Consider the following 18572-nt stretch of genomic DNA (forward strand, 5'->3'; position numbering starts at 1 on the left):
TTTGAATGCTATCAGCCTGTCTGAATTTAACTTTATAATCTTCATGTTAGAACCTGCCTCCTTTTTGAAATGCCGATCAGCACCTCGGGGTATTCAGAAAATCGCGGGTTCTGTCGTGAGTAAAAAAACCGTACGGAATAAGATGAAAACGATCGAAGTTGACGAAGAGCTCTACCGTTATATTGCCAGCCACACGCAACACATTGGCGAAAGTGCATCCGATATTCTGCGCCGTATGCTGAAGTTTACTGCCGGTCAGCCCGCGGCGGTCAATGACACGCAGCCCGTCTCCGCACCGGCCCCGTCTAAAGCGGCACCGTCGGCAGGTAATGAATCGCGTCCTCAGGATCGTGTTCGCGCGGTGCGTGAGCTAATGCTGTCGGATGAATATGCGGAGCAGAAGCGGGCGGTTAACCGCTTTATGCTAATCTTGTCAACGCTCTATCGTCTGGATACCGCAGCGTTTGCCGAGGCGACAACGTCGCTGCAGGGCCGCACGCGCATCTATTTCGCGGGCGATGAACATACGTTGCTGCAAAGCGGTACCCATACCAAGCCGAAGCACGTTCCCGGCACGCCGTACTGGGTTATTACCAATACCAATACCGGTCGCAAACGCAGCATGGTTGAACACATTATGCTGTCGATGCAGTTCCCGTCGGAACTGGCAGAGAAAGTTTGCGGCACCATTTAAACTGAAGCGTCAGGGAGAAGCGCCAATGGCCAATCACCCCCGTGCCGGGCAGCCTGCCCAGCAGAGCGATTTGATTAACGTTGCACAATTAACTTCACAATATTATGTCCTGCAGCCCGATGTGGCTAACCCAGAACATGCGGTGAAATTTGGCACATCAGGCCATCGCGGTAGCGCAGGACGCCACAGCTTTAACGAAAAGCACATCCTGGCCATAGCTCAGGCGATTGCCGAAGAGCGTAAAAAGAACGGGATTACCGGTCCGTGCTACGTAGGTAAAGATACGCATGCGCTTTCTGAACCTGCGCTGTTGTCCGTGCTGGAAGTGCTGGCCGCAAACGGCGTTGACGTGATTGTTCAACAGGACAATGGCTATACGCCAACGCCGGCGATTTCAAACGCCATCCTTGAGCACAATAAATCGGGCGATCAGCTGGCGGATGGCATCGTTATTACGCCTTCGCACAACCCACCTGAAGACGGCGGGATTAAATACAATCCGCCGAACGGTGGCCCTGCCGATACCAACGTCACCAAAGTGGTTGAAGATCGCGCGAATCAGCTGTTGAAAGAGGGCCTGAAAGGCGTGAAGCGTCTGCCACTGGACCAGGCCTGGGCCAGCGGTCACGTGGTTGAGAAAGATTTGATCCAGCCTTATGTTGAAGGCCTTTCACAGATCATCGATTTCCCGGCGATTCAAAAAGCGGGCCTGAAAATCGGCGTCGATCCGCTTGGCGGTTCCGGCATCGCTTACTGGCAGCGCATTGCTGAGCACTACAAACTCGATCTGACCCTGGTGAATGACGCCGTTGATCAGACGTTCCGCTTTATGCATCTGGATAAAGACGGCGTGGTGCGCATGGACTGCTCGTCCGAATCTGCCATGGCGGGCCTGCTGGCCTATAAGGACAAATTTGACCTGGCGTTTGGCAACGATCCCGATTATGACCGCCACGGTATCGTCACGCCTGCCGGCCTGATGAACCCGAACCACTATCTGGCCGTTGCTATCAACTATCTGTTCCAGCATCGTCCACAATGGGGCAAAGACGTTGCCGTGGGGAAAACCCTGGTGTCCAGTGCCATGATTGACCGCGTCGTTAACGACATCGGCCGCAAGCTAGTGGAAGTGCCGGTGGGCTTTAAGTGGTTCGTGGATGGCCTGTTCGACGGCAGCTTTGGCTTCGGTGGGGAAGAGAGTGCGGGCGCTTCATTCCTGCGCTTTGACGGTACGCCCTGGTCCACCGATAAAGACGGGATCATCATGTGTCTGCTGGCAGCGGAGATTACCGCGGTCACCGGCAAGAACCCGCAGGAGCACTATGATGAGCTGGCCGCGCGTTTTGGTGCACCCAGCTACAATCGCCTGCAGGCGTCAGCCAGTTCCGCACAGAAAGCGGCGCTGTCTAAGCTGTCACCTGAAATGGTGAGTGCTGACACGCTGGCGGGCGATCCGATCACCGCGCGTCTGACCGCTGCGCCGGGCAATGGCGCGTCTATCGGCGGCCTGAAAGTGATGACGGAAAACGGCTGGTTTGCTGCCCGTCCTTCAGGCACCGAAGATGCATACAAAATCTATTGTGAAAGTTTCCTGGGCGCAGAACACCGCGCGCAGATAGAAAAAGAAGCGGTAGAGATTGTCAGCGAAGTGCTGAAAAACGCCTGATTTGCCTGTTAAATGAAAAAAGCGCCTAAGTGGCGCTTTTTTTATGGCATAAATCGGTAGCCGATGCCGGTTTCCGTGAGCAGATGTACCGGCTGGGTAGGATTCGCCTCCAGCTTTTGCCGCAGGTGCCCCATATAGATCCGCAGATAGTGGCTGTGTTCAACGGCGTTTGGTCCCCACACCTGGCTCAACAGCTGCCGCTGGGTCAGCACTTTGCCCGCGTTGTTCAGCAGCGTCGTCAGCAAACGAAACTCTATCGGCGTAAGGTGCACTTCCTCGCCAGCGCGCAGCACTCTGCGGGCCGCAATATCCACGGTAACGTCGGCGAAGCTGACCTTGGGATCGGTATGTTGTCCGGCATGACGGCGCAAGGCGACGCGAACGCGTGCCAGCAGTTCACCAATACCGAAGGGTTTCGTCAGGTAGTCGTCGGCCCCTGCATCCAGCGCGTCAATTTTATCCTGTTCGTCGATTCGGGCCGACAGCACAATCACGGGCAGCGTGCTCCACTGACGCAGCTCGCCAATAAAGGTTTTGCCATCGCCATCGGGCAGGCCGAGATCGAGAATGACCAGATCGGGTTTTCGCGTCGCCGCCTCAATCAACCCACGTTGTAGCGTTTCGGCATCGAAAACCTTCAGGCCTTCGCTTTCCAACGCGATGCGCACGAAGCGGCGAATTTCTTTCTCATCTTCAATGATTAAAACCGTGGTCACGCCAATCCTGCCATTGCCTGAAAAGGGAAAACACACTGTATCAACTTTTCAGCCTTTCGTCCGTGTTGCCATCGAATCGCGCTAAAGATCATCGTCAAAACCATTATTTAACCAAAATGTAACTAATTTTCAGATTGTCATTAACAGTGCAAAAAAGCGTCAAATTTAGTGGTCAGATGAGTAGTAAAATTACACAATCAGGCGTAATATTGGACGCAGATCACATTTAACCGACTTTTCGTCAGGAGGAATCCATGTACCGGACTTATTCTCGTCATAAAATCATTTTGCGCCGTACGCTGGTTATCCTGTTGGGCCTGCTGGCTCTGCCGGTCATGCTGTTTCGCAAGGATCGTGCCCGCTTTTACAGCTATCTGCATCGTATGTGGTGCAAAACCAGCACCAAGCCGGTCTGGTTGGCACAGTCTGAAGCCGCTGCCGGTGTCTTTTGGTAATCAGACTGCATTAAACCGCCTCAGCCCCTGAATTTCTGGCCCGTTCCCTGAATCTTATTACGGGGAACGGGCTTTTTTTGAGCATTATCGTCATCTGCAAAGCCCCGCAGGCTGATTTCCCCACTATTTTGCGCTACACTTAAACCTCTACAAGTTTTCGGAGGTTGTACAAGTATGAGTGAGAAAATTCCGGTTGGAATCAGCGCTTGTCTGCTTGGTGAGAGCGTCAGATTTGATGGCGGCCATAAGCGCCTGGCTTTCGCTACTGATCAACTCACCCCTTTTGTACGTTTTGAACCTGTCTGCCCCGAAATGGCGATTGGCCTTCCTACGCCTCGCCCGGCCTTACGCCTCGTTAAAATGGGCGATGATGATGCTCTGCACCTGTGTTTCAGTAAAGAGGGCGGAGAGGACATCACCGATAAAATGCGCGACTGGTCCGAAAACCGCGTTAAATCCCTTCATCATCTTTGTGGCTACATCCTGTGCGCAAAATCACCCAGCTGCGGCATGGAACGGGTCAGGATTTATGAACCCGCCACCAACAATAACCGCAAAGCAGGCACCGGCATTTTTACCGCCTTTTTGCAGCGTGAAATGCCCTGGCTACCGCTTGAAGAAGATGGTCGCCTTAACGATCCCACCCTGCGCGAAAATTTTATTGGCCGGATTTGTGCCCTGCATGAGTTTAATCAGATGTGGAAACAGGGCCTGACTCGTCACAACCTGATGGCTTTTCACAGCCGCTACAAGCTGCTGCTGTTGGCGCATTCTCAGAAGAAATACCGTGAGCTGGGGCCGTTTGTTGCCTCAATGAACCAGTGGGAATCGTTGGAGGCTTTTGCCTTTGAATACCGCAGCCGACTGATGGATTTGATGTCACAGCCCGCGTCCCGTACGAATCACACTAACGTTTTGATGCACGTTCAGGGTTATTTCCGTAGTCAGTTAAGCTCTCCTCAGCGTAAAGAGCTGACGTCGCTGATTGACTGCTACCGGCAGGGAACGCAACCGCTGTTAGCACCCATTACGATTCTTAAGCACTATATGGCGGAATATCCGCACCCCTGGCTGACGCAGCAGCGTTACTTCGATCCTTACCCCGAAGCCCTGCGCCTGCGATACGGACAATGATTCAGGAGTACTATGACCACGCATTTAGTCTGGCTGCGAAACGACCTGCGTATTAACGATAATCTGGCGCTGCACGCGGCCTGCACCCAACCCGATGCCAGGGTGATTGCGCTGTTTATCGCAACGCCCGGGCAGTGGCAGCAACATGAGATGGCGGCCCGCCAGGTCGCATTTATTCATCAGAGTCTGGATATGCTGCAGTCCTCCCTCGCGGAGCGGGGCATTCCGCTTCACTTTCATCAGTGTGATGATTTCGCGGCCAGCATCGATTTTCTGGTCGGCTTCTGCCAAAAGCAGCAGGTCGATAAGCTTTTCTACAATTACCAGTACGAAGTCAATGAGCGTGAACGGGATGCCAGCGCAGAAAAACGCCTGCATGAGGCGAACGTAGTCTGCCAGGGCTTTGATGACAGCCTGCTGCTGCCACCGGGCAGTATTCAAACCGGCGATGGCGAGATGTATAAAGTGTTTACGCCGTTCAGCAAGGCCTTCTTACGGCGGCTACAACAGGGTTTACCCGAGTGTGTGCCGGCTCCCAAAGCCCGTGAAGGTGCGCCGCTTAAAGAGCCAAAAAGCCTTCCGCCTTTTGATTATCCAAAAGCGGATATCGACACGTCGCTGTTTCCGCCCGGTGAACAGGCGGCCGTTAAGCGGTTACGTGAGTTTGCCAAACAGGCGGTGCTCGATTACGCAAAGCAGCGCGATTTGCCCGCGCTGGACAGCACCAGTCGTTTATCGGTCTATCTCTCTACCGGCGTGCTCTCACCGCGGCAATGCCTGCATCGAATCCTGCATGAACAACCCAAAGCGCTGGATAGCGGTCCGGCTGCCGTATGGATCAACGAACTGATATGGCGTGAATTTTACCGTCACCTCATCGTGGCGCATCCGCGCCTGTGCAAACATCAGCCTTTTGTTCACTGGACACGCAACGTGGCGTGGCAACGTAACAGCGCGCACTTCGACGCCTGGAAGGCGGGGAAAACCGGTTATCCCATTGTGGATGCCGCTATGCGTCAGATGCAGACCATCGGCTGGATGCACAACCGACTTCGCATGATTACCGCCAGCTTTCTGGTGAAAGACCTGCTTATCGACTGGCGAGAAGGCGAGCGGTACTTCATGCAGCAGTTGATCGATGGCGACCTGGCTGCCAACAATGGCGGCTGGCAATGGGCGGCGTCAACCGGCACCGATGCCGCACCTTATTTCCGCATCTTCAACCCGACCACGCAGGGCGAGCGCTTCGATAAAGAGGGGGAGTTTATTCGCCGCTATCTGCCAGAGTTGAAAGAGGTGCCTGACAGCGATATCCATCAGCCTCACCAATGGGCGCAGAAAAATAACAAGAAACTCGATTATCCGGCACCAATCGTGGAACATAAGGACGCACGTAAAAAGACACTCGACGCCTTTGAGCGCGCGAAGAACGCGGCCTGAGGCGGCAAGGAGCAGAAATGAATCACTACGAGTTAGAAAAAATCGTCAACCAGCAGCTCAATACCGCTGCCTTCAGCGACTATGCGCCAAACGGCCTTCAGGTTGAAGGCCGCGCCAGGGTAAAAACGGTGATTACGGGCGTGACCGCCTGCCAGGCATTACTGGATGAAGCGGTGGCCCGCCAGGCCGATGCCGTGCTGGTCCATCACGGTTATTTCTGGAAAAGCGAGCCTGCGGTCATTAAAGGGATGAAGCGCCAGCGGCTGCGCACCCTGTTGGCTAACGATATTAACCTCTATGGCTGGCACCTGCCGCTCGATGCGCACCCGCAGTTAGGGAATAATGCGCAACTGGCCAGGCTGTTGGGGATCGATGTGGTAGGCGAGATCATGCCGCTGGTGCCGTGGGGCGAGTTCGCTCAGCCCATTACCGGTGAGCAGCTGGCACAGCGTATTACCGAGGTATTAGGGCGCCAACCGCTGCACTGCGGTGATAATGCACCTGCTGCAATTCGTCGTGTAGCCTGGTGCAGCGGCGGTGGGCAAGGATTTATCGACGCTGCGGCTGGCTTTGGGGTAGACGCTTTTATTACTGGCGAAGTGTCAGAGCAGACGATTCACAGCGCACGTGAGCAGGGTCTGCACTTTTTTGCTGCGGGTCATCATGCCACCGAACGCTGCGGCATTCAGGCGCTGGGCGAGTGGCTGGCAGCAGAGCATGGCCTTGATGTGACCTTTATTGATATCCCCAATCCTGCCTGATCCTCCGGGTTCTGTATCACGCGGCAGAACCCAAATCTATTGACACATCTCTGTCACTTTCGCATAACTACCTTCTTAAGGCCGCAATACCAGTGCCTGCTTTTGGACGCCAGCATACTGCCTGAGCGCAACCATTTTTTTAACCGGGAGGTGCGCGTTGCAAGAAACACGATGTTACATGCTGGGCGAACGCGCGGTGGTGCTGGAGCTGGCTCCGCCGGTTTCCCTCACCAGTCAGCAGCGAATATGGCAGTTGAGCGAGCGCTTACAGTCACATGGCGCGATACGGGACGTGATTCCCGGCATGAACAACCTCACGTTGTTGCTGGAGGAGGCGCCCTCTGACGCGCAGCAGGCCACAGCGCAGCTTCAGCAGTGGTGGCTGGAAAGCGAAGCGCAGGCAACCGGATCTCGTCTGGTAAAAGTGCCGGTTATCTACGGCGGTGAAGCAGGCCCCGATCTGCTTCAGGTGGCGGATCATGCTGGACTGTCAGCAAAGCAGGTGGTCGAGTTACACAGCAGTAGCGAGTACGACGTCTTTTTTATTGGTTTTCAGCCGGGATTCCCCTATCTGGCCGGGCTTGATCCCCGCCTGCACATGCCGCGCCGCGCGGAACCGCGCGTAGCCGTACCGGCAGGTTCGGTGGGGATAGGCGGGAGCCAGACGGGCGTGTATCCGCTGGCTTCTCCAGGCGGCTGGCAGTTGATTGGTCAAACCCCGGTGGCGCTTTTCACTCCGCAACAGCAGCCACCGACGTTGCTGCAACCCGGCGACAAAGTCCGGTTTGTGCCGCAAAAGGAAGGTATATGTTAACAATTCTTCGGGCGGGGCTGGCCACCAGCATTCAGGATCTGGGCCGCAACCGCTGGCGTCAGTACGGTATCGGCGTCAGTGGCGTTCTGGATCAGCCTGCCATGATCACGGCAAATTTACTGGTCGGTAATCCGCCGGGCAGCGCCGTTCTGGAAATTGTCCTGGGCCAGTTTAAAGCCGAGTTCAGACGCGATGGCTGGTTCGCCCTGACGGGCGCCGGCTGTCAGGCCGAACTGGACGGGAAACCCGTCTGGACCGGCTGGCGGTTGCCGGTTAAAAAAGGCCAGGTGCTGGTGTTAAAGAAACCGGTTCACGGTATGCGCAGTTATCTGGCGATACAGGGAGGATTCGAAGTCCCAGAGGTACTGGGCTCATGCAGCACAGATATCAAAGCCGGGTTTGGCGGCTTCCAGGGGCGCACGTTGCAGGATGGCGATCGTATTCCTCTGGGCAAACCGGGGCAGCCCTTTATGCACAAGAAAGGGGTGAAGCAGTTGCTGTGGGGCAATCGCATTAGGGCACTGCCGGGGCCGGAATATCATGAGTTTAGTGAAGAGGCACAGCAAAAGCTGTGGCGAGCGGCATGGACACTCAATCCGCAAAGCAACCGCATGGGCTACCGTTTGCAGGGGCCAACCTTGCAGCGTGAGGCCTCACGCGAGCTGTTATCTCACGGACTGGTACCCGGCGTTATTCAGGTGCCGGGAAACGGACAACCCATTGTATTGCTGGCGGATGCACAAACCACCGGGGGCTATCCGCGCATCGCCTGTGTGATAGAGAGCGATCTCTACCATCTGGCGCAGATTCGTCTGGGTGAACCGATCCATTTTATTCTCTGCACGGCTCAGGAAGCGCAGGCGGCAAAGCGGCAGCAACAGCTCGCCCTGGATCAAATGGCATGGGGACTGGCTAATGAAAATTGATTTAAACGCCGATTTGGGCGAGGGCGGCAGTAGCGATCGTGCGCTATTGCAACTGGTAAGCTCCGCCAATATCGCCTGCGGGTTTCACGCGGGCGATGCAGAAATGATGCTGCAGTCCGTTCGCTGGGCCAAAGCGTACGGTGTGGCGATTGGTGCGCATCCCAGCTTCCCTGACCGGGAGAATTTTGGTCGCAGCGCCATGCAACTGCCGCCAGAAACCCTTTACGCACAAATCATCTATCAGGTCGGCGCATTGAAAAGCCTGGCGGAGAGCGAAGGGCAATCGTTGGTCCATGTAAAGCCGCATGGGATGTTGTATAACCAGGCTGCCGCCGACGCGGGCCTGGCGGACACCATTGCGCGTGCCGTTAAGGCCGTCGATGCCGGACTGATCGTCGTGGGGCTGGCGAACAGCGAATCGATTCGTGCGGCGGCGCACCATGGCCTGAAAACCCGCGAGGAAGTTTTTGCCGATCGCGGTTATCTCAGCAGCGGTGCTCTGGTGCCCCGCGGTCAACCCGGCGCATTAATTGAAGAGGAAGCTCAGGCAATCGATCAGACGTTGATGATGGTGCAGCAGGGGCGGGTAAAAAGCGTAAGTGGTGAGTGGGTAGCGGTTAACGCGCAGACCGTCTGCGTGCATGGTGACGGCGCACACGCGCTGCAGTTCGCTCAACGATTACGGGCCAGCTTCGCAAATAACAATATTGCTGTAACCAGTCAATAAAACAGCACCGCCGGGCTGATAAGCTCAGGCTTTTTTTGGTCTATCACAAGGGGAAAATATGGACAGCGTAGTGAATCTCTGGCCACTACTGGGCATTGCTGCCATCGTCGCAGGCTTCGTTTTACGCTTTAATCCGGTACTGGTGGTGATCGTTGCGGGCTTCGTCACCGGGATTGCCGCCATGATGCCGCTGGGCGATATTCTGCAAAAACTGGGCGAGGGCTTCCTGAATACCCGCAATCTGCCGCTTATTTTGCTGTTGCCGCTGGCGGTCATTGGCCTGCTGGAGCGCCATGGTCTGAAACAGCGCGCCCAGACGTGGATCGCACAGATTAAAACGGCGACGGCAGGGCGACTGCTCATCATCTACCTGTTTGTACGCGAGATCACTGCGGCGCTGGGGCTGACCAGCCTGGGTGGTCACCCGCAAATGGTGCGACCGCTGCTGGCACCGATGGCCGAAGGGGCCAGCGAAAGCCGTTACGGTGAACTGTCGCCTGAGATTCGCCATCGCCTGCGAGCCATGTCCGCTGCGACGGATAACGTCGGCCTGTTCTTTGGCGAAGATATCTTTGTCGCCTTTGGCGCCATCATCTTTATGCACAACTTTATGCAGGAGTCCGCCGGTATTCAGACCGAGCCGCTGCATATCGCGCTGTGGGGCATTCCAACGGCCATTGCGGCTTTTCTGATTCACTCCGCGCGTCTGATAAGGCTGGACCGTCAGCTCGCGCGTGAACTGAGTGCCATCAACAGCCAGGCCATCAACGCCAGAGGAGATCGCTAATGTTCCAGCAACAATATTTGATGTGGCTGGCTGGCGTGATTCTGCTGGTCGTGGCTTTTTTATCCTGGCGTGACAGCGGGAACCCACGTCGCTTTACCACCGGCCTGTTTTGGGGCTTATACGGTCTGATTTTTTTGGTGGGGGACTGGACAACGCAGCTGATGTCACAGCTGATGGGATCAACACAGAGCGGCACGCGCACCCTGCATATTACCGTGGGCGTGGCAGTTGTGCTGATGGGCTTAATTGCCGGCTGTGGTGGCGTAAAGCTTGGTCGCTACCATCAACGTAGCGAAGAGGAAAAAGAGGCCAGCGCACAACGCCTTAAAAATAAACTCTTTCTGCCTGCGTTAGCGATTCCTGTCGTAACGGTGGTTGGCGTTCTGGCCTTTAATAATATTCCCGGTTTGCAGAACGGGGTATTTGGACCCGGCAATCATTCCACCCTGGTCACGCTGTTTTCCATGACGGTGGGCTGCCTGCTGGGCTGGCTAATCGCCATGAAACTGACGCATGAGAAGCCGGTTCAGTCGATGCAGGAAACCCGGCGTCTGCTGGATTGTGTGGGCTGGGCTTTCCTGCTACCGCAAATTCTGGCTACGCTGGGGCTGTTGTTCACCGCTGCGGGCGTGGGCGGCGCCATCTCGCATCTGACCGAACATTATCTGGCGGTCGATAACCGCTTTATTGCCGTGACCGTTTACGCTGTTGGCATGGCGCTGTTAACTATGGTCATGGGCAACGCCTTTGCCGCTTTCCCGATTATTACCGCCGGTGTGGGCATTCCCATTCTGGTGCTACAACATGGTGGTAATCCGGCTGTCATGGCGGCAATCGGCATGTTTTCCGGCTACTGCGGAACCTTAATGACACCAATGGCCGCGAACTTTAATATCGTGCCCGCCGCGCTGCTGGAGTTGCCGGATCGTAACGCGGTCATCAAAGCTCAGGTCCCAACCGGTGTGCTACTGTTAATTGTTAACGTGTTTTTACTCTATTTCCTGATGTTTCTGTGAGGCAGCATGAAAACGGTATTGATGACGGCGTTTGAGCCCTTTGGTGGCGAATCCATTAATCCCTCGTGGCAGGCGGTCAGCGCGCTTGAAGGCCAGCAGATTGGCGGGGCACGTATCGTGACGCGCCAACTGCCGGTGGTCTTTAGCGAGGTGCTGGACGTGTTGTATCAGGCGCTGGAAGAGATTAAGCCGGATGCCATTATTGCTGTGGGGCAGGCGGGCGGGCGCAGCGATATCACCGTCGAGCGCATCGGCATTAACGTCGATGACGCCCGCATTCCCGATAACGCGGGCCATCAACCCGTGGATGAGCCGATTGCGCAGGATGGCCCGGCCGCTTACTTTTCACGCCTGCCGATCAAAGCCATTGTGGCCGCCGTGCGCAAAGCCGGTATTCCGGCTTCGGTGTCGCAAACCGCCGGCACCTTTACCTGTAACCGGGTGATGTATGGTCTGCTGCACTGGCTGCATCAACATGACAGCGCGGCGCGTGGCGGATTTATTCATATCCCTTACCTGCCAGAGCAGGCGGTCCACCATCCTGGCGCACCCAGCATGCCCGCCGCAACCGTGATCGAGGCGCTGAAAATTGCGGTGCAGACCACGCTGGAAACCGCCAACGATCTCAAGGAAGCGGGTGGCGCAACCCATTAAGAGGACGAGAGATGCCAGAAGGACCGGAGATTCGCCGTGTGGCGGATCAGCTTGAAATGGCCATTGTCGGGCAGCCTTTGGCCGACGTCTGGTTTGCTTTCCCTGCATTAAAAACTTACGAGCCCACATTAGTGGGGGAAAAGGTAGAGTCGATTGAAACGCGCGGCAAAGCGTTGCTGACACATTTCAGCAATGGTCTGACGCTCTATTCGCATAATCAACTTTACGGCGTCTGGCGCATCGTGTCGCCAGACGTGCAGCCCGAGACTAAACGGCAGCTACGTGTGCGCCTGGCAACGGCAGACCAGGCCATCCTGCTTTACAGCGCTTCGGATATTGAATTGCTGAATGCGGAAACCCTGGCCAGTCATCCGTTCCTGAATCGCATTGGGCCTGATGTGTTAAGCCACGCGCTGACGCCGGAGGAGGTAAAGCAGCGCCTGCTCTCAGCGCGCTTCCGCCGTCGCCAGTTCAGCGGTTTATTACTGGACCAGGCGTTTCTGGCCGGATTAGGCAACTATCTGCGCGTGGAGATCCTCTGGCTGGCACAGCTGCTTCCACACCATAACGCGCAGTCACTGAGCGAGTCACAGCTTGACGCCTTCAGCGACGCGCTGCTGTCCGTACCGCGTCATGCCTACCGCATGCGTGGCACGATGAAAAAGTATCACAGCGAAGCTGCCTTTCGTTTTGAAGTCTTTCATCGTCAGGGCAAGACGTGTCGGCGCTGCGGCACGGTGATTGAGAAGGGCGTTTTATCCTCACGGCCATTTTACTGGTGTCCGGGCTGTCAGGTATAAAAAGACAGGCGGGCCTGACGGGAAGGCTCCGTTAATCATTCCGTTTTCTGCTGCAGGGAGATCATCATGACGCCTGAAATCCTGACCGAACGGCTGGTTTTAAAACCGCTCACCCTGCAGGACGCGGATGCGATTCAGGTGGCGTTTCCCCAATGGGAAATTGTCCGTTACCTGATCGATTCGGTGCCCTGGCCCTATCCGGACGGCGCCGCCAGAGACTTTGTTGCGAACGTGGCATTACCCGCTGTTGAGGCGGGAAAAGGCTGGTACTGGACGATACGGCGCAGGGAAGCGGAGACGATGCTGATCGGGGTCATCAGCCTGATGGACACGCCGGACAACCATCGCGGCTTCTGGTTAGTACCCCACTGGCAGGGGCAGGGTTACATGTCGGAGGCCAGCAATGCCGTTACCGATTACTGGTTCAATGTGCTGAATAAACCGGTATTAAGAACGCCCAAAGCCGCAGCAAACGTGCGGTCGGTCGCTATCTCGGTTAAAAGCGGTATGCGTTGTATCAGAACGGGAAAGCAACGCTATGTTTCAGGCGAACATGACTCTGAACTCTGGGAGGTGACGCGGGATGAGTGGCGCAAATTCAGAGCGGCTCAGGCTGGCGAAACAGCCGCGAAAAAGTAACATTTTGCCGTGATCCGACAGCATCTTTAGCGATAAGGTTAAACCTGTCCGGCCTCAACGGAACCGGCATCCTTCGGGCAAAAAAAACGGCTATGCCTTGTCAGCATAGCCGTTTTGTCGTCGATGGCCCGGTGCGATATTCGCCCAGGCGACAGGCTTATTTATCCAGCTGTGACGTAAAGTCGCGCTCGGTATAACCGGTATACAGCTGACGCGGACGGGCAATTTTCATGCCTTCGTCGTGCATCTCTTTCCAGTGGGCGATCCAGCCAACGGTACGTGCCATGGCAAAAATCACGGTAAACATGGAAGACGGAATGCCCATGGCTTTCAGGATAATACCGGAGTAGAAGTCCACGTTTGGATAGAGTTTACGCTCGATGAAGTACGGGTCGTTCAGCGCAATGTGTTCCAGCTCCAGCGCCACTTCCAGCAGGTCATCTTTCATGCCCAGCTCGTTCAGCACTTCATGACAGGTTTCACGCATGACGGTTGCGCGTGGGTCATAGTTTTTGTAAACGCGATGACCAAAGCCCATCAGGCGGAAGGAGTCGTTTTTGTCTTTTGCACGACGTACGAATTCTGGAATGTGTTCAACGGTGCTGATCTCTTCCAGCATGCGCAGACAGGCTTCGTTTGCGCCACCGTGCGCCGGTCCCCACAAGGAGGCGATACCGGCCGCGATACAGGCAAACGGGTTAGCGCCTGATGAACCTGCCGTACGGACGGTTGAGGTTGAGGCGTTCTGCTCGTGATCGGCATGCAGAATCAGAATGCGATCCATGGCGCGTTCAAGCACAGGGTTGACCTTGTATTCTTCACAAGGCGTTGCAAACATCATGTGCAGGAAGTTACCGGCGTAGGAAAGGTCGTTACGTGGATAAACGAACGGCTGGCCGATTGAATACTTGTAACACATCGCTGCCATGGTAGGCATTTTAGACAGCAGGCGGAAAGCGGCGATTTCACGATGGCGCTCAATGTTCACATCCAGCGAGTCGTGATAAAACGCGGCCAGGGCGCCAGTCACGCCGCACATCACAGCCATTGGATGTGAGTCGCGACGGAAGCCGTGGAACAGACGCGTGATCTGCTCATGAATCATGGTGTGGCGGGTAACGGTGACTTTGAACTCTTCAAACTGTTTCTGAGTCGGGGCTTCACCATTCAGCAGGATATAGCACACTTCCAGGTAGTTAGAGTGGGTGGCCAACTGATCGATGGGAAAACCACGGTGAAGCAGGATACCTTCATCGCCATCGATAAAGGTGATTTTTGACTCGCAGGACGCGGTAGACGTGAAACCAGGATCGAAGGTAAACAGGCCGTTAGAACCCAGTTCGCGGACATCGACGACATCCTGGCCCAGCGTGCCTTGCAGCACTTTCAGTTCAATAGGCTTTTCGTCGGGTAGGGTTAGCGTCACTTTTTTATCTGTCATTTTCGTCTCCATAGCGCCTTGGGCAGGTAAGGATCTTTCGACACCTGAAACGCGCGCATGTTGCATTTAGGCAGTACTTCACGATGTCACTCTGCATTATAAGCAGTGAAGGGTACAGAGTGAGAGGCGCGTTCCACAGGAAATGTAAAGCCGTGACATGTGCATATCGCGGTTGTTAAAGATCCGGTCAGGACATAACTTCTTTGTAACCAATAACCTGATGGTTTTAAAAGCTGTTAGTGGCAATGTTACATAACTTGAGCTTAGGAGAAAGTGTATCCCCATAACTTTTGTGCATCATAGGATTTTATCGGGATAGTTTGTAACTGAATTGTTGAACTATTGTCAAATCAGATAATTAAATTTGTATGAATTGTGAAAAACGTGAGAATGATCACTGTTCCACCCAAAATTCTCCAAAGAGTTTGTAGGGGAATTGTAATCAGAATGTGATCGTCCTATACTTCCGGCCAGGTCTCCGGAATACCCTGACACCAGGAGCCACCCAGCGTTTGTAACACGTCATTTAACACTGGATGTTGCTATTTTGGTGACGGATAAAGTCTGAACACGTTTAGGGTTCAGGTCTTATGTCCGGAGGAAGCAAAATAAAAAAGAGCTGTGTGGGCAAAACCGTGAAAAAACAAAGACCTGTCAACTTGGATCTCTCGACGATCCGGTTTCCCGTTACTGCAATATCGTCCATTCTTCACCGCGTCTCCGGCGTCATCACCCTGGTTGCTCTCGGCATCCTGTTATGGCTTCTCGGTCTTTCCCTCTCTTCTCCTGAAGGTTTCCAGCACGCTGCATCTGTCATGAATGGCTTCTTTGCGAAGTTCATCATGTGGGGCATTTTGACTGCGCTGGCCTATCATGCAGTGGGCGGGATACGTCATATGTTAATGGATTTTGGTTATCTGGCCGAAACGCTCGAAGCAGGTAAGCGTTCTGCGCAGGTGACGTTTGGTATTACTGTCGTGCTTTCAATTTTAGCAGGAGTCCTCGTATGGTAAGCAATGCATCCGCGTTGGGTCGCAATGGCATTCAGGACTGGCTGCTGCTGCGCGCGACGGCAATCCTCATCACGCTTTACATCATCTATCTCCTCGGTTTCGTGGTGATGACAGACACGCTGACGTATGACATCTGGCGTGGCTTCTTCGCTTCTGCATTTACAAAAGTGTTCACGCTCCTGACGCTGTTTTCCATTCTGATCCACGGCTGGATCGGTATGTGGCAGGTCTTAACGGACTACGTTAAACCGCTGGCAACGCGTCTGCTGTTGCAGTTGGTCATCGTAGTGGCGCTGTTGTCATATGCAATTTATGGATTTGTTGTGGTGTGGGGTGTGTAAATGAGTTTACCAGTAAGAGAATTTGATGCCGTGGTGATCGGCGCAGGCGGCGCGGGTATGCGCGCGGCGTTGCAAATCTCCCAGTCGGGCCAGACCTGTGCCCTGTTGTCCAAAGTCTTCCCGACCCGTTCCCATACGGTCTCCGCGCAGGGCGGAATCACCGTTGCGCTGGGTAACACCCATGACGATAACTGGGAATGGCATATGTATGACACCGTCAAAGGTTCCGACTACATCGGTGACCAGGACGCGATTGAATACATGTGTCACGTCGGTCCGGAAGCGATTCTGGAACTGGAGCACATGGGCTTGCCCTTCTCCCGTCTTGATGACGGCCGCGTTTATCAGCGTCCGTTTGGTGGTCAGTCGAAAAACTTCGGCGGTGAGCAGGCGGCGCGTACTGCCGCAGCGGCCGACCGTACCGGCCACGCACTGCTGCATACGCTGTATCAGCAGAACCTGAAAAATAAAACCACTATCTTCTCCGAATGGTATGCACTGGATCTGGTCAAAAATGACGACGGTGCCATCGTAGGCTGTACGGCAATCTGCATGGAAACCGGCGAAACGGTTTACTTCAAAGCCAAGGCCACCATTCTGGCGACGGGCGGTGCAGGACGTATTTATCAGTCCACGACGAACGCCCACATCAATACCGGCGACGGTGTTGGCATGGCGCTGCGCGCAGGCGTGCCTGTGCAGGATATGGAAATGTGGCAGTTCCACCCAACCGGTATCGCCGGTGCTGGTGTACTGGTCACCGAAGGCTGTCGTGGTGAAGGCGGTTATCTGCTGAACAAACACGGTGAGCGTTTCATGGAGCGCTATGCGCCTAACGCCAAAGACCTTGCCGGTCGTGACGTTGTGGCCCGTTCGATGATGGTGGAGATCCGTGAAGGTCGTGGTTGCGACGGTCCATGGGGCCCGCACATCAAGCTGAAACTCGATCACCTGGGTGCGGAAGTGCTGGAATCGCGCCTGCCGGGCATCCTTGAGCTGTCCCGTACCTTTGCTCACGTTGACCCGATTAAAGAGCCGATTCCGGTTATCCCAACCTGTCACTACATGATGGGCGGCGTGCCAACCAAAGTCACCGGTCAGGCGCTGCGTGTGAATGAGCAGGGCGAAGACGAAGTGATTCCTGGCCTGTTCGCGGTGGGTGAAATCGCCTGCGTATCGGTACACGGGGCGAACCGTCTGGGTGGCAACTCGCTGCTGGACCTGGTGGTCTTCGGTCGCGCGGCTGGCGTGCATCTGCTTGAATGTCTGGAAGAGCAGGGTGAACTGCGTGAAGCCAGCCAGGAAAACATTGATGCCGCGATGGCGCGTTTCAACCGCTGGGAAAATAACACCACGGGTGAAGATCCGGTTGAAATCCGCAAGGCGTTGCAACGCTGCATGCAGAACAACTTCTCGGTATTCCGTGAAGGCGATGCGATGCGTGAAGGGCTTGCTGAACTGAAAGAGATCCGTGAGCGTCTGAAGTCCGCGCGCCTGGATGACCGCTCACCTGACTTCAATACACAGCGTATTGAGTGCCTTGAGCTGGATAACCTGATGGAAACCGCTTATGCCACCGCAGTGGCGGCCAACTACCGCACTGAGAGCCGTGGCGCACACAGTCGCTTCGACTATCCGGAACGTGATGATGCCAACTGGCTGTGCCATAGCCTCTATGTTCCGCAAACGGAAAGCATGACGCGCCGTGAGGTGAACATGCAACCGAAACTGCGTGCGGCCTTCCCGCCGAAAGCGCGTACCTACTAATTGCGGAGATCATCATGAGACTTGAATTTTCGATCTATCGTTACAACCCGGACGTCGATGACAAACCGCGCATGCAGGACTATACCCTGGAAGCGGAAGACGGCCGTGACATGATGCTGCTGGATGCGCTGATCCGTCTGAAAGAGAAGGATCCTACCTTGGCGTTTCGTCGCTCATGCCGTGAAGGCGTGTGCGGTTCAGACGGCCTGAACATGAACGGGAAAAACGGCCTGGCCTGTATCACGCCGGTCTCGGCGTTAGGCAACGGCAAGCAGAAAATCGTTATCCGTCCTCTACCGGGCCTGCCGGTCGTGCGCGACCTGGTGGTGGACATGGGCCAGTTTTATGCCCAGTATGAGAAAATTAAGCCTTTCTTATTGAATAACGGTGAAAACCCGCCAGCGCGTGAGCATCTGCAGTCGCCGGGCGAGCGTGAGCATCTGGACGGATTGTATGAGTGTATTCTCTGCGCCTGTTGCTCAACCTCTTGCCCGTCGTTCTGGTGGAACCCGGACAAGTTTATTGGTCCTGCAGGCCTGCTGGCCGCTTACCGCTTCCTGATTGACAGCCGTGATACGGAAACGGATGCGCGTCTGGATAATCTGAGCGATGCATTCAGCGTTTTCCGCTGTCACAGCATCATGAACTGTGTAAGTGTTTGTCCTAAAGGGCTAAACCCGACGCGTGCTATCGGCCACATTAAGTCGATGCTGCTGCAACGCAGCGCGTAGTTGTACCACCGGGAACCTCAGGTTCCCGGTATTTTACGGAAGCCTCTGTA

20 protein-coding genes are annotated in these 18572 nt (G+C 55.1%); 18 read left to right on the plus strand and 2 right to left on the minus strand.

Annotated elements, in window-relative coordinates:
- The first annotated feature begins 142 nt into the window (after window positions 1-142).
- A complete protein-coding gene (gene seqA / locus EL29_RS03310) occupies window positions 143-694 on the plus strand; it encodes a replication initiation negative regulator SeqA (protein WP_019104980.1) in 552 nt (183 codons plus the stop codon).
- A 25-nt stretch (window positions 695-719) separates the two neighbouring features.
- Window positions 720-2360: a phosphoglucomutase (alpha-D-glucose-1,6-bisphosphate-dependent) gene (pgm, locus tag EL29_RS03315; protein WP_013025044.1), complete on the plus strand. Its 1641-nt coding sequence runs from the start codon at window positions 720-722 to the stop codon at window positions 2358-2360.
- A gap of 41 nt (window positions 2361-2401) precedes the next feature.
- Here pgm and kdpE read toward each other — a convergent pair whose 3' ends face one another.
- Window positions 2402-3076 (minus strand): two-component system response regulator KdpE, encoded by a 675-nt coding sequence (kdpE, locus tag EL29_RS03320; RefSeq protein ID WP_014606301.1) that lies wholly within the window; start codon window positions 3074-3076, stop codon window positions 2402-2404.
- Window positions 3077-3330: 254 nt separating this feature from the next.
- Between kdpE and EL29_RS03325 the strand changes: the two genes are divergently transcribed.
- The 12 genes from EL29_RS03325 to EL29_RS03380 all read left to right on the plus strand — a co-directional run bounded on the left by EL29_RS03325 (window position 3331) and on the right by EL29_RS03380 (window position 13229).
- Complete coding sequence (locus EL29_RS03325; protein ID WP_013025046.1) at window positions 3331-3531, plus strand: DUF2517 family protein; 201 nt, start codon at window positions 3331-3333, stop codon at window positions 3529-3531.
- A 174-nt stretch (window positions 3532-3705) separates the two neighbouring features.
- Window positions 3706-4665: a YbgA family protein gene (locus tag EL29_RS03330; protein WP_013025047.1), complete on the plus strand. Its 960-nt coding sequence runs from the start codon at window positions 3706-3708 to the stop codon at window positions 4663-4665.
- Between the two features lie 12 nt (window positions 4666-4677).
- Entirely contained in the window at window positions 4678-6105 is a 1428-nt protein-coding gene (gene phrB, locus EL29_RS03335; RefSeq protein ID WP_028714942.1) for a deoxyribodipyrimidine photo-lyase, read from the plus strand.
- Window positions 6106-6122: 17 nt separating this feature from the next.
- On the plus strand, window positions 6123-6866 hold the full coding sequence (locus EL29_RS03340) for a type 2 GTP cyclohydrolase I (RefSeq protein WP_014606299.1): 744 nt from the start codon (window positions 6123-6125) through the stop codon (window positions 6864-6866).
- 157 nt (window positions 6867-7023) lie between these two features.
- Window positions 7024-7680 (plus strand): 5-oxoprolinase subunit PxpB, encoded by a 657-nt coding sequence (pxpB, locus tag EL29_RS03345; protein ID WP_013025050.1) that lies wholly within the window; start codon window positions 7024-7026, stop codon window positions 7678-7680.
- Window positions 7674-8606: a 5-oxoprolinase subunit PxpC gene (gene pxpC, locus EL29_RS03350; protein ID WP_028714943.1), complete on the plus strand. Its 933-nt coding sequence runs from the start codon at window positions 7674-7676 to the stop codon at window positions 8604-8606. The genes pxpB and pxpC overlap by 7 nt, the downstream gene beginning before the upstream one ends.
- Window positions 8596-9333 (plus strand): 5-oxoprolinase subunit PxpA, encoded by a 738-nt coding sequence (gene pxpA, locus EL29_RS03355; protein ID WP_013025052.1) that lies wholly within the window; start codon window positions 8596-8598, stop codon window positions 9331-9333. The genes pxpC and pxpA overlap by 11 nt, the downstream gene beginning before the upstream one ends.
- Before the next feature lie 58 nt (window positions 9334-9391).
- The gene (locus EL29_RS03360) at window positions 9392-10120 is read left to right on the plus strand and encodes a DUF969 domain-containing protein (RefSeq protein ID WP_013025053.1); all 729 of its coding nucleotides are present in this window, start codon (window positions 9392-9394) and stop codon (window positions 10118-10120) included.
- Window positions 10120-11136, plus strand: coding sequence for a DUF979 domain-containing protein (locus EL29_RS03365; protein ID WP_014593190.1), 1017 nt, complete (start codon window positions 10120-10122; stop codon window positions 11134-11136). Before EL29_RS03360 ends, EL29_RS03365 begins: the two co-directional genes overlap by 1 nt.
- A 6-nt stretch (window positions 11137-11142) precedes the next feature.
- Complete coding sequence (pcp, locus tag EL29_RS03370) at window positions 11143-11790, plus strand: pyroglutamyl-peptidase I (protein ID WP_014593191.1); 648 nt, start codon at window positions 11143-11145, stop codon at window positions 11788-11790.
- Window positions 11791-11801: 11 nt separating this feature from the next.
- On the plus strand, window positions 11802-12590 hold the full coding sequence (gene nei / locus EL29_RS03375; protein ID WP_014593192.1) for an endonuclease VIII: 789 nt from the start codon (window positions 11802-11804) through the stop codon (window positions 12588-12590).
- A gap of 66 nt (window positions 12591-12656) precedes the next feature.
- A complete protein-coding gene (locus EL29_RS03380; protein ID WP_014593193.1) occupies window positions 12657-13229 on the plus strand; it encodes a GNAT family N-acetyltransferase in 573 nt (190 codons plus the stop codon).
- A 157-nt stretch (window positions 13230-13386) separates the two neighbouring features.
- Here the strand turns inward: EL29_RS03380 and EL29_RS03385 are convergent, their stop codons facing one another.
- Window positions 13387-14670, minus strand: coding sequence for a citrate synthase (locus EL29_RS03385; protein ID WP_014606294.1), 1284 nt, complete (start codon window positions 14668-14670; stop codon window positions 13387-13389).
- Between the two features lie 590 nt (window positions 14671-15260).
- Between EL29_RS03385 and sdhC the strand changes: the two genes are divergently transcribed.
- Genes sdhC through EL29_RS03405 form a run of 4 tightly spaced genes read left to right on the plus strand, consistent with a single transcriptional unit; the run spans window position 15261 to window position 18522 of the window.
- Complete coding sequence (sdhC, locus tag EL29_RS03390; protein ID WP_013025059.1) at window positions 15261-15683, plus strand: succinate dehydrogenase cytochrome b556 subunit; 423 nt, start codon at window positions 15261-15263, stop codon at window positions 15681-15683.
- A complete protein-coding gene (sdhD, locus tag EL29_RS03395) occupies window positions 15677-16024 on the plus strand; it encodes a succinate dehydrogenase membrane anchor subunit (RefSeq protein ID WP_013025060.1) in 348 nt (115 codons plus the stop codon). Before sdhC ends, sdhD begins: the two co-directional genes overlap by 7 nt.
- Window positions 16025-17791, plus strand: coding sequence for a succinate dehydrogenase flavoprotein subunit (sdhA, locus tag EL29_RS03400; protein ID WP_013025061.1), 1767 nt, complete (start codon window positions 16025-16027; stop codon window positions 17789-17791).
- 14 nt (window positions 17792-17805) lie between these two features.
- On the plus strand, window positions 17806-18522 hold the full coding sequence (locus tag EL29_RS03405; protein ID WP_013025062.1) for a succinate dehydrogenase iron-sulfur subunit: 717 nt from the start codon (window positions 17806-17808) through the stop codon (window positions 18520-18522).
- The last annotated feature ends 50 nt before the right edge of the window (window positions 18523-18572 follow it).

This window comes from Pantoea ananatis LMG 2665 (assembly GCF_000710035.2).
Taxonomy (GTDB): Bacteria; Pseudomonadota; Gammaproteobacteria; order Enterobacterales; family Enterobacteriaceae; genus Pantoea; species Pantoea ananatis.

Bases quoted from the DNA above. Each gene is read 5' to 3' on its own strand.
- seqA (WP_019104980.1), top strand. From the start codon at position 143: ATGAAAACGATCGAAGTTGACGAAGAGCTCTACCGTTATATTGCCAGC.
- pgm (WP_013025044.1), top strand. From the start codon at position 720: ATGGCCAATCACCCCCGTGCCGGGCAGCCTGCCCAGCAGAGCGATTTG.
- EL29_RS03325 (WP_013025046.1), top strand. From the start codon at position 3,331: ATGTACCGGACTTATTCTCGTCATAAAATCATTTTGCGCCGTACGCTG.
- EL29_RS03330 (WP_013025047.1), top strand. From the start codon at position 3,706: ATGAGTGAGAAAATTCCGGTTGGAATCAGCGCTTGTCTGCTTGGTGAG.
- phrB (WP_028714942.1), top strand. From the start codon at position 4,678: ATGACCACGCATTTAGTCTGGCTGCGAAACGACCTGCGTATTAACGAT.
- EL29_RS03340 (WP_014606299.1), top strand. From the start codon at position 6,123: ATGAATCACTACGAGTTAGAAAAAATCGTCAACCAGCAGCTCAATACC.
- pxpC (WP_028714943.1), top strand. From the start codon at position 7,674: ATGTTAACAATTCTTCGGGCGGGGCTGGCCACCAGCATTCAGGATCTG.
- pxpA (WP_013025052.1), top strand. From the start codon at position 8,596: ATGAAAATTGATTTAAACGCCGATTTGGGCGAGGGCGGCAGTAGCGAT.
- EL29_RS03360 (WP_013025053.1), top strand. From the start codon at position 9,392: ATGGACAGCGTAGTGAATCTCTGGCCACTACTGGGCATTGCTGCCATC.
- EL29_RS03365 (WP_014593190.1), top strand. From the start codon at position 10,120: ATGTTCCAGCAACAATATTTGATGTGGCTGGCTGGCGTGATTCTGCTG.
- pcp (WP_014593191.1), top strand. From the start codon at position 11,143: ATGAAAACGGTATTGATGACGGCGTTTGAGCCCTTTGGTGGCGAATCC.
- nei (WP_014593192.1), top strand. From the start codon at position 11,802: ATGCCAGAAGGACCGGAGATTCGCCGTGTGGCGGATCAGCTTGAAATG.
- EL29_RS03380 (WP_014593193.1), top strand. From the start codon at position 12,657: ATGACGCCTGAAATCCTGACCGAACGGCTGGTTTTAAAACCGCTCACC.
- EL29_RS03385 (WP_014606294.1), bottom strand. From the start codon at position 14,670: ATGACAGATAAAAAAGTGACGCTAACCCTACCCGACGAAAAGCCTATT.
- sdhC (WP_013025059.1), top strand. From the start codon at position 15,261: ATGTCCGGAGGAAGCAAAATAAAAAAGAGCTGTGTGGGCAAAACCGTG.
- sdhD (WP_013025060.1), top strand. From the start codon at position 15,677: ATGGTAAGCAATGCATCCGCGTTGGGTCGCAATGGCATTCAGGACTGG.
- sdhA (WP_013025061.1), top strand. From the start codon at position 16,025: ATGAGTTTACCAGTAAGAGAATTTGATGCCGTGGTGATCGGCGCAGGC.
- EL29_RS03405 (WP_013025062.1), top strand. From the start codon at position 17,806: ATGAGACTTGAATTTTCGATCTATCGTTACAACCCGGACGTCGATGAC.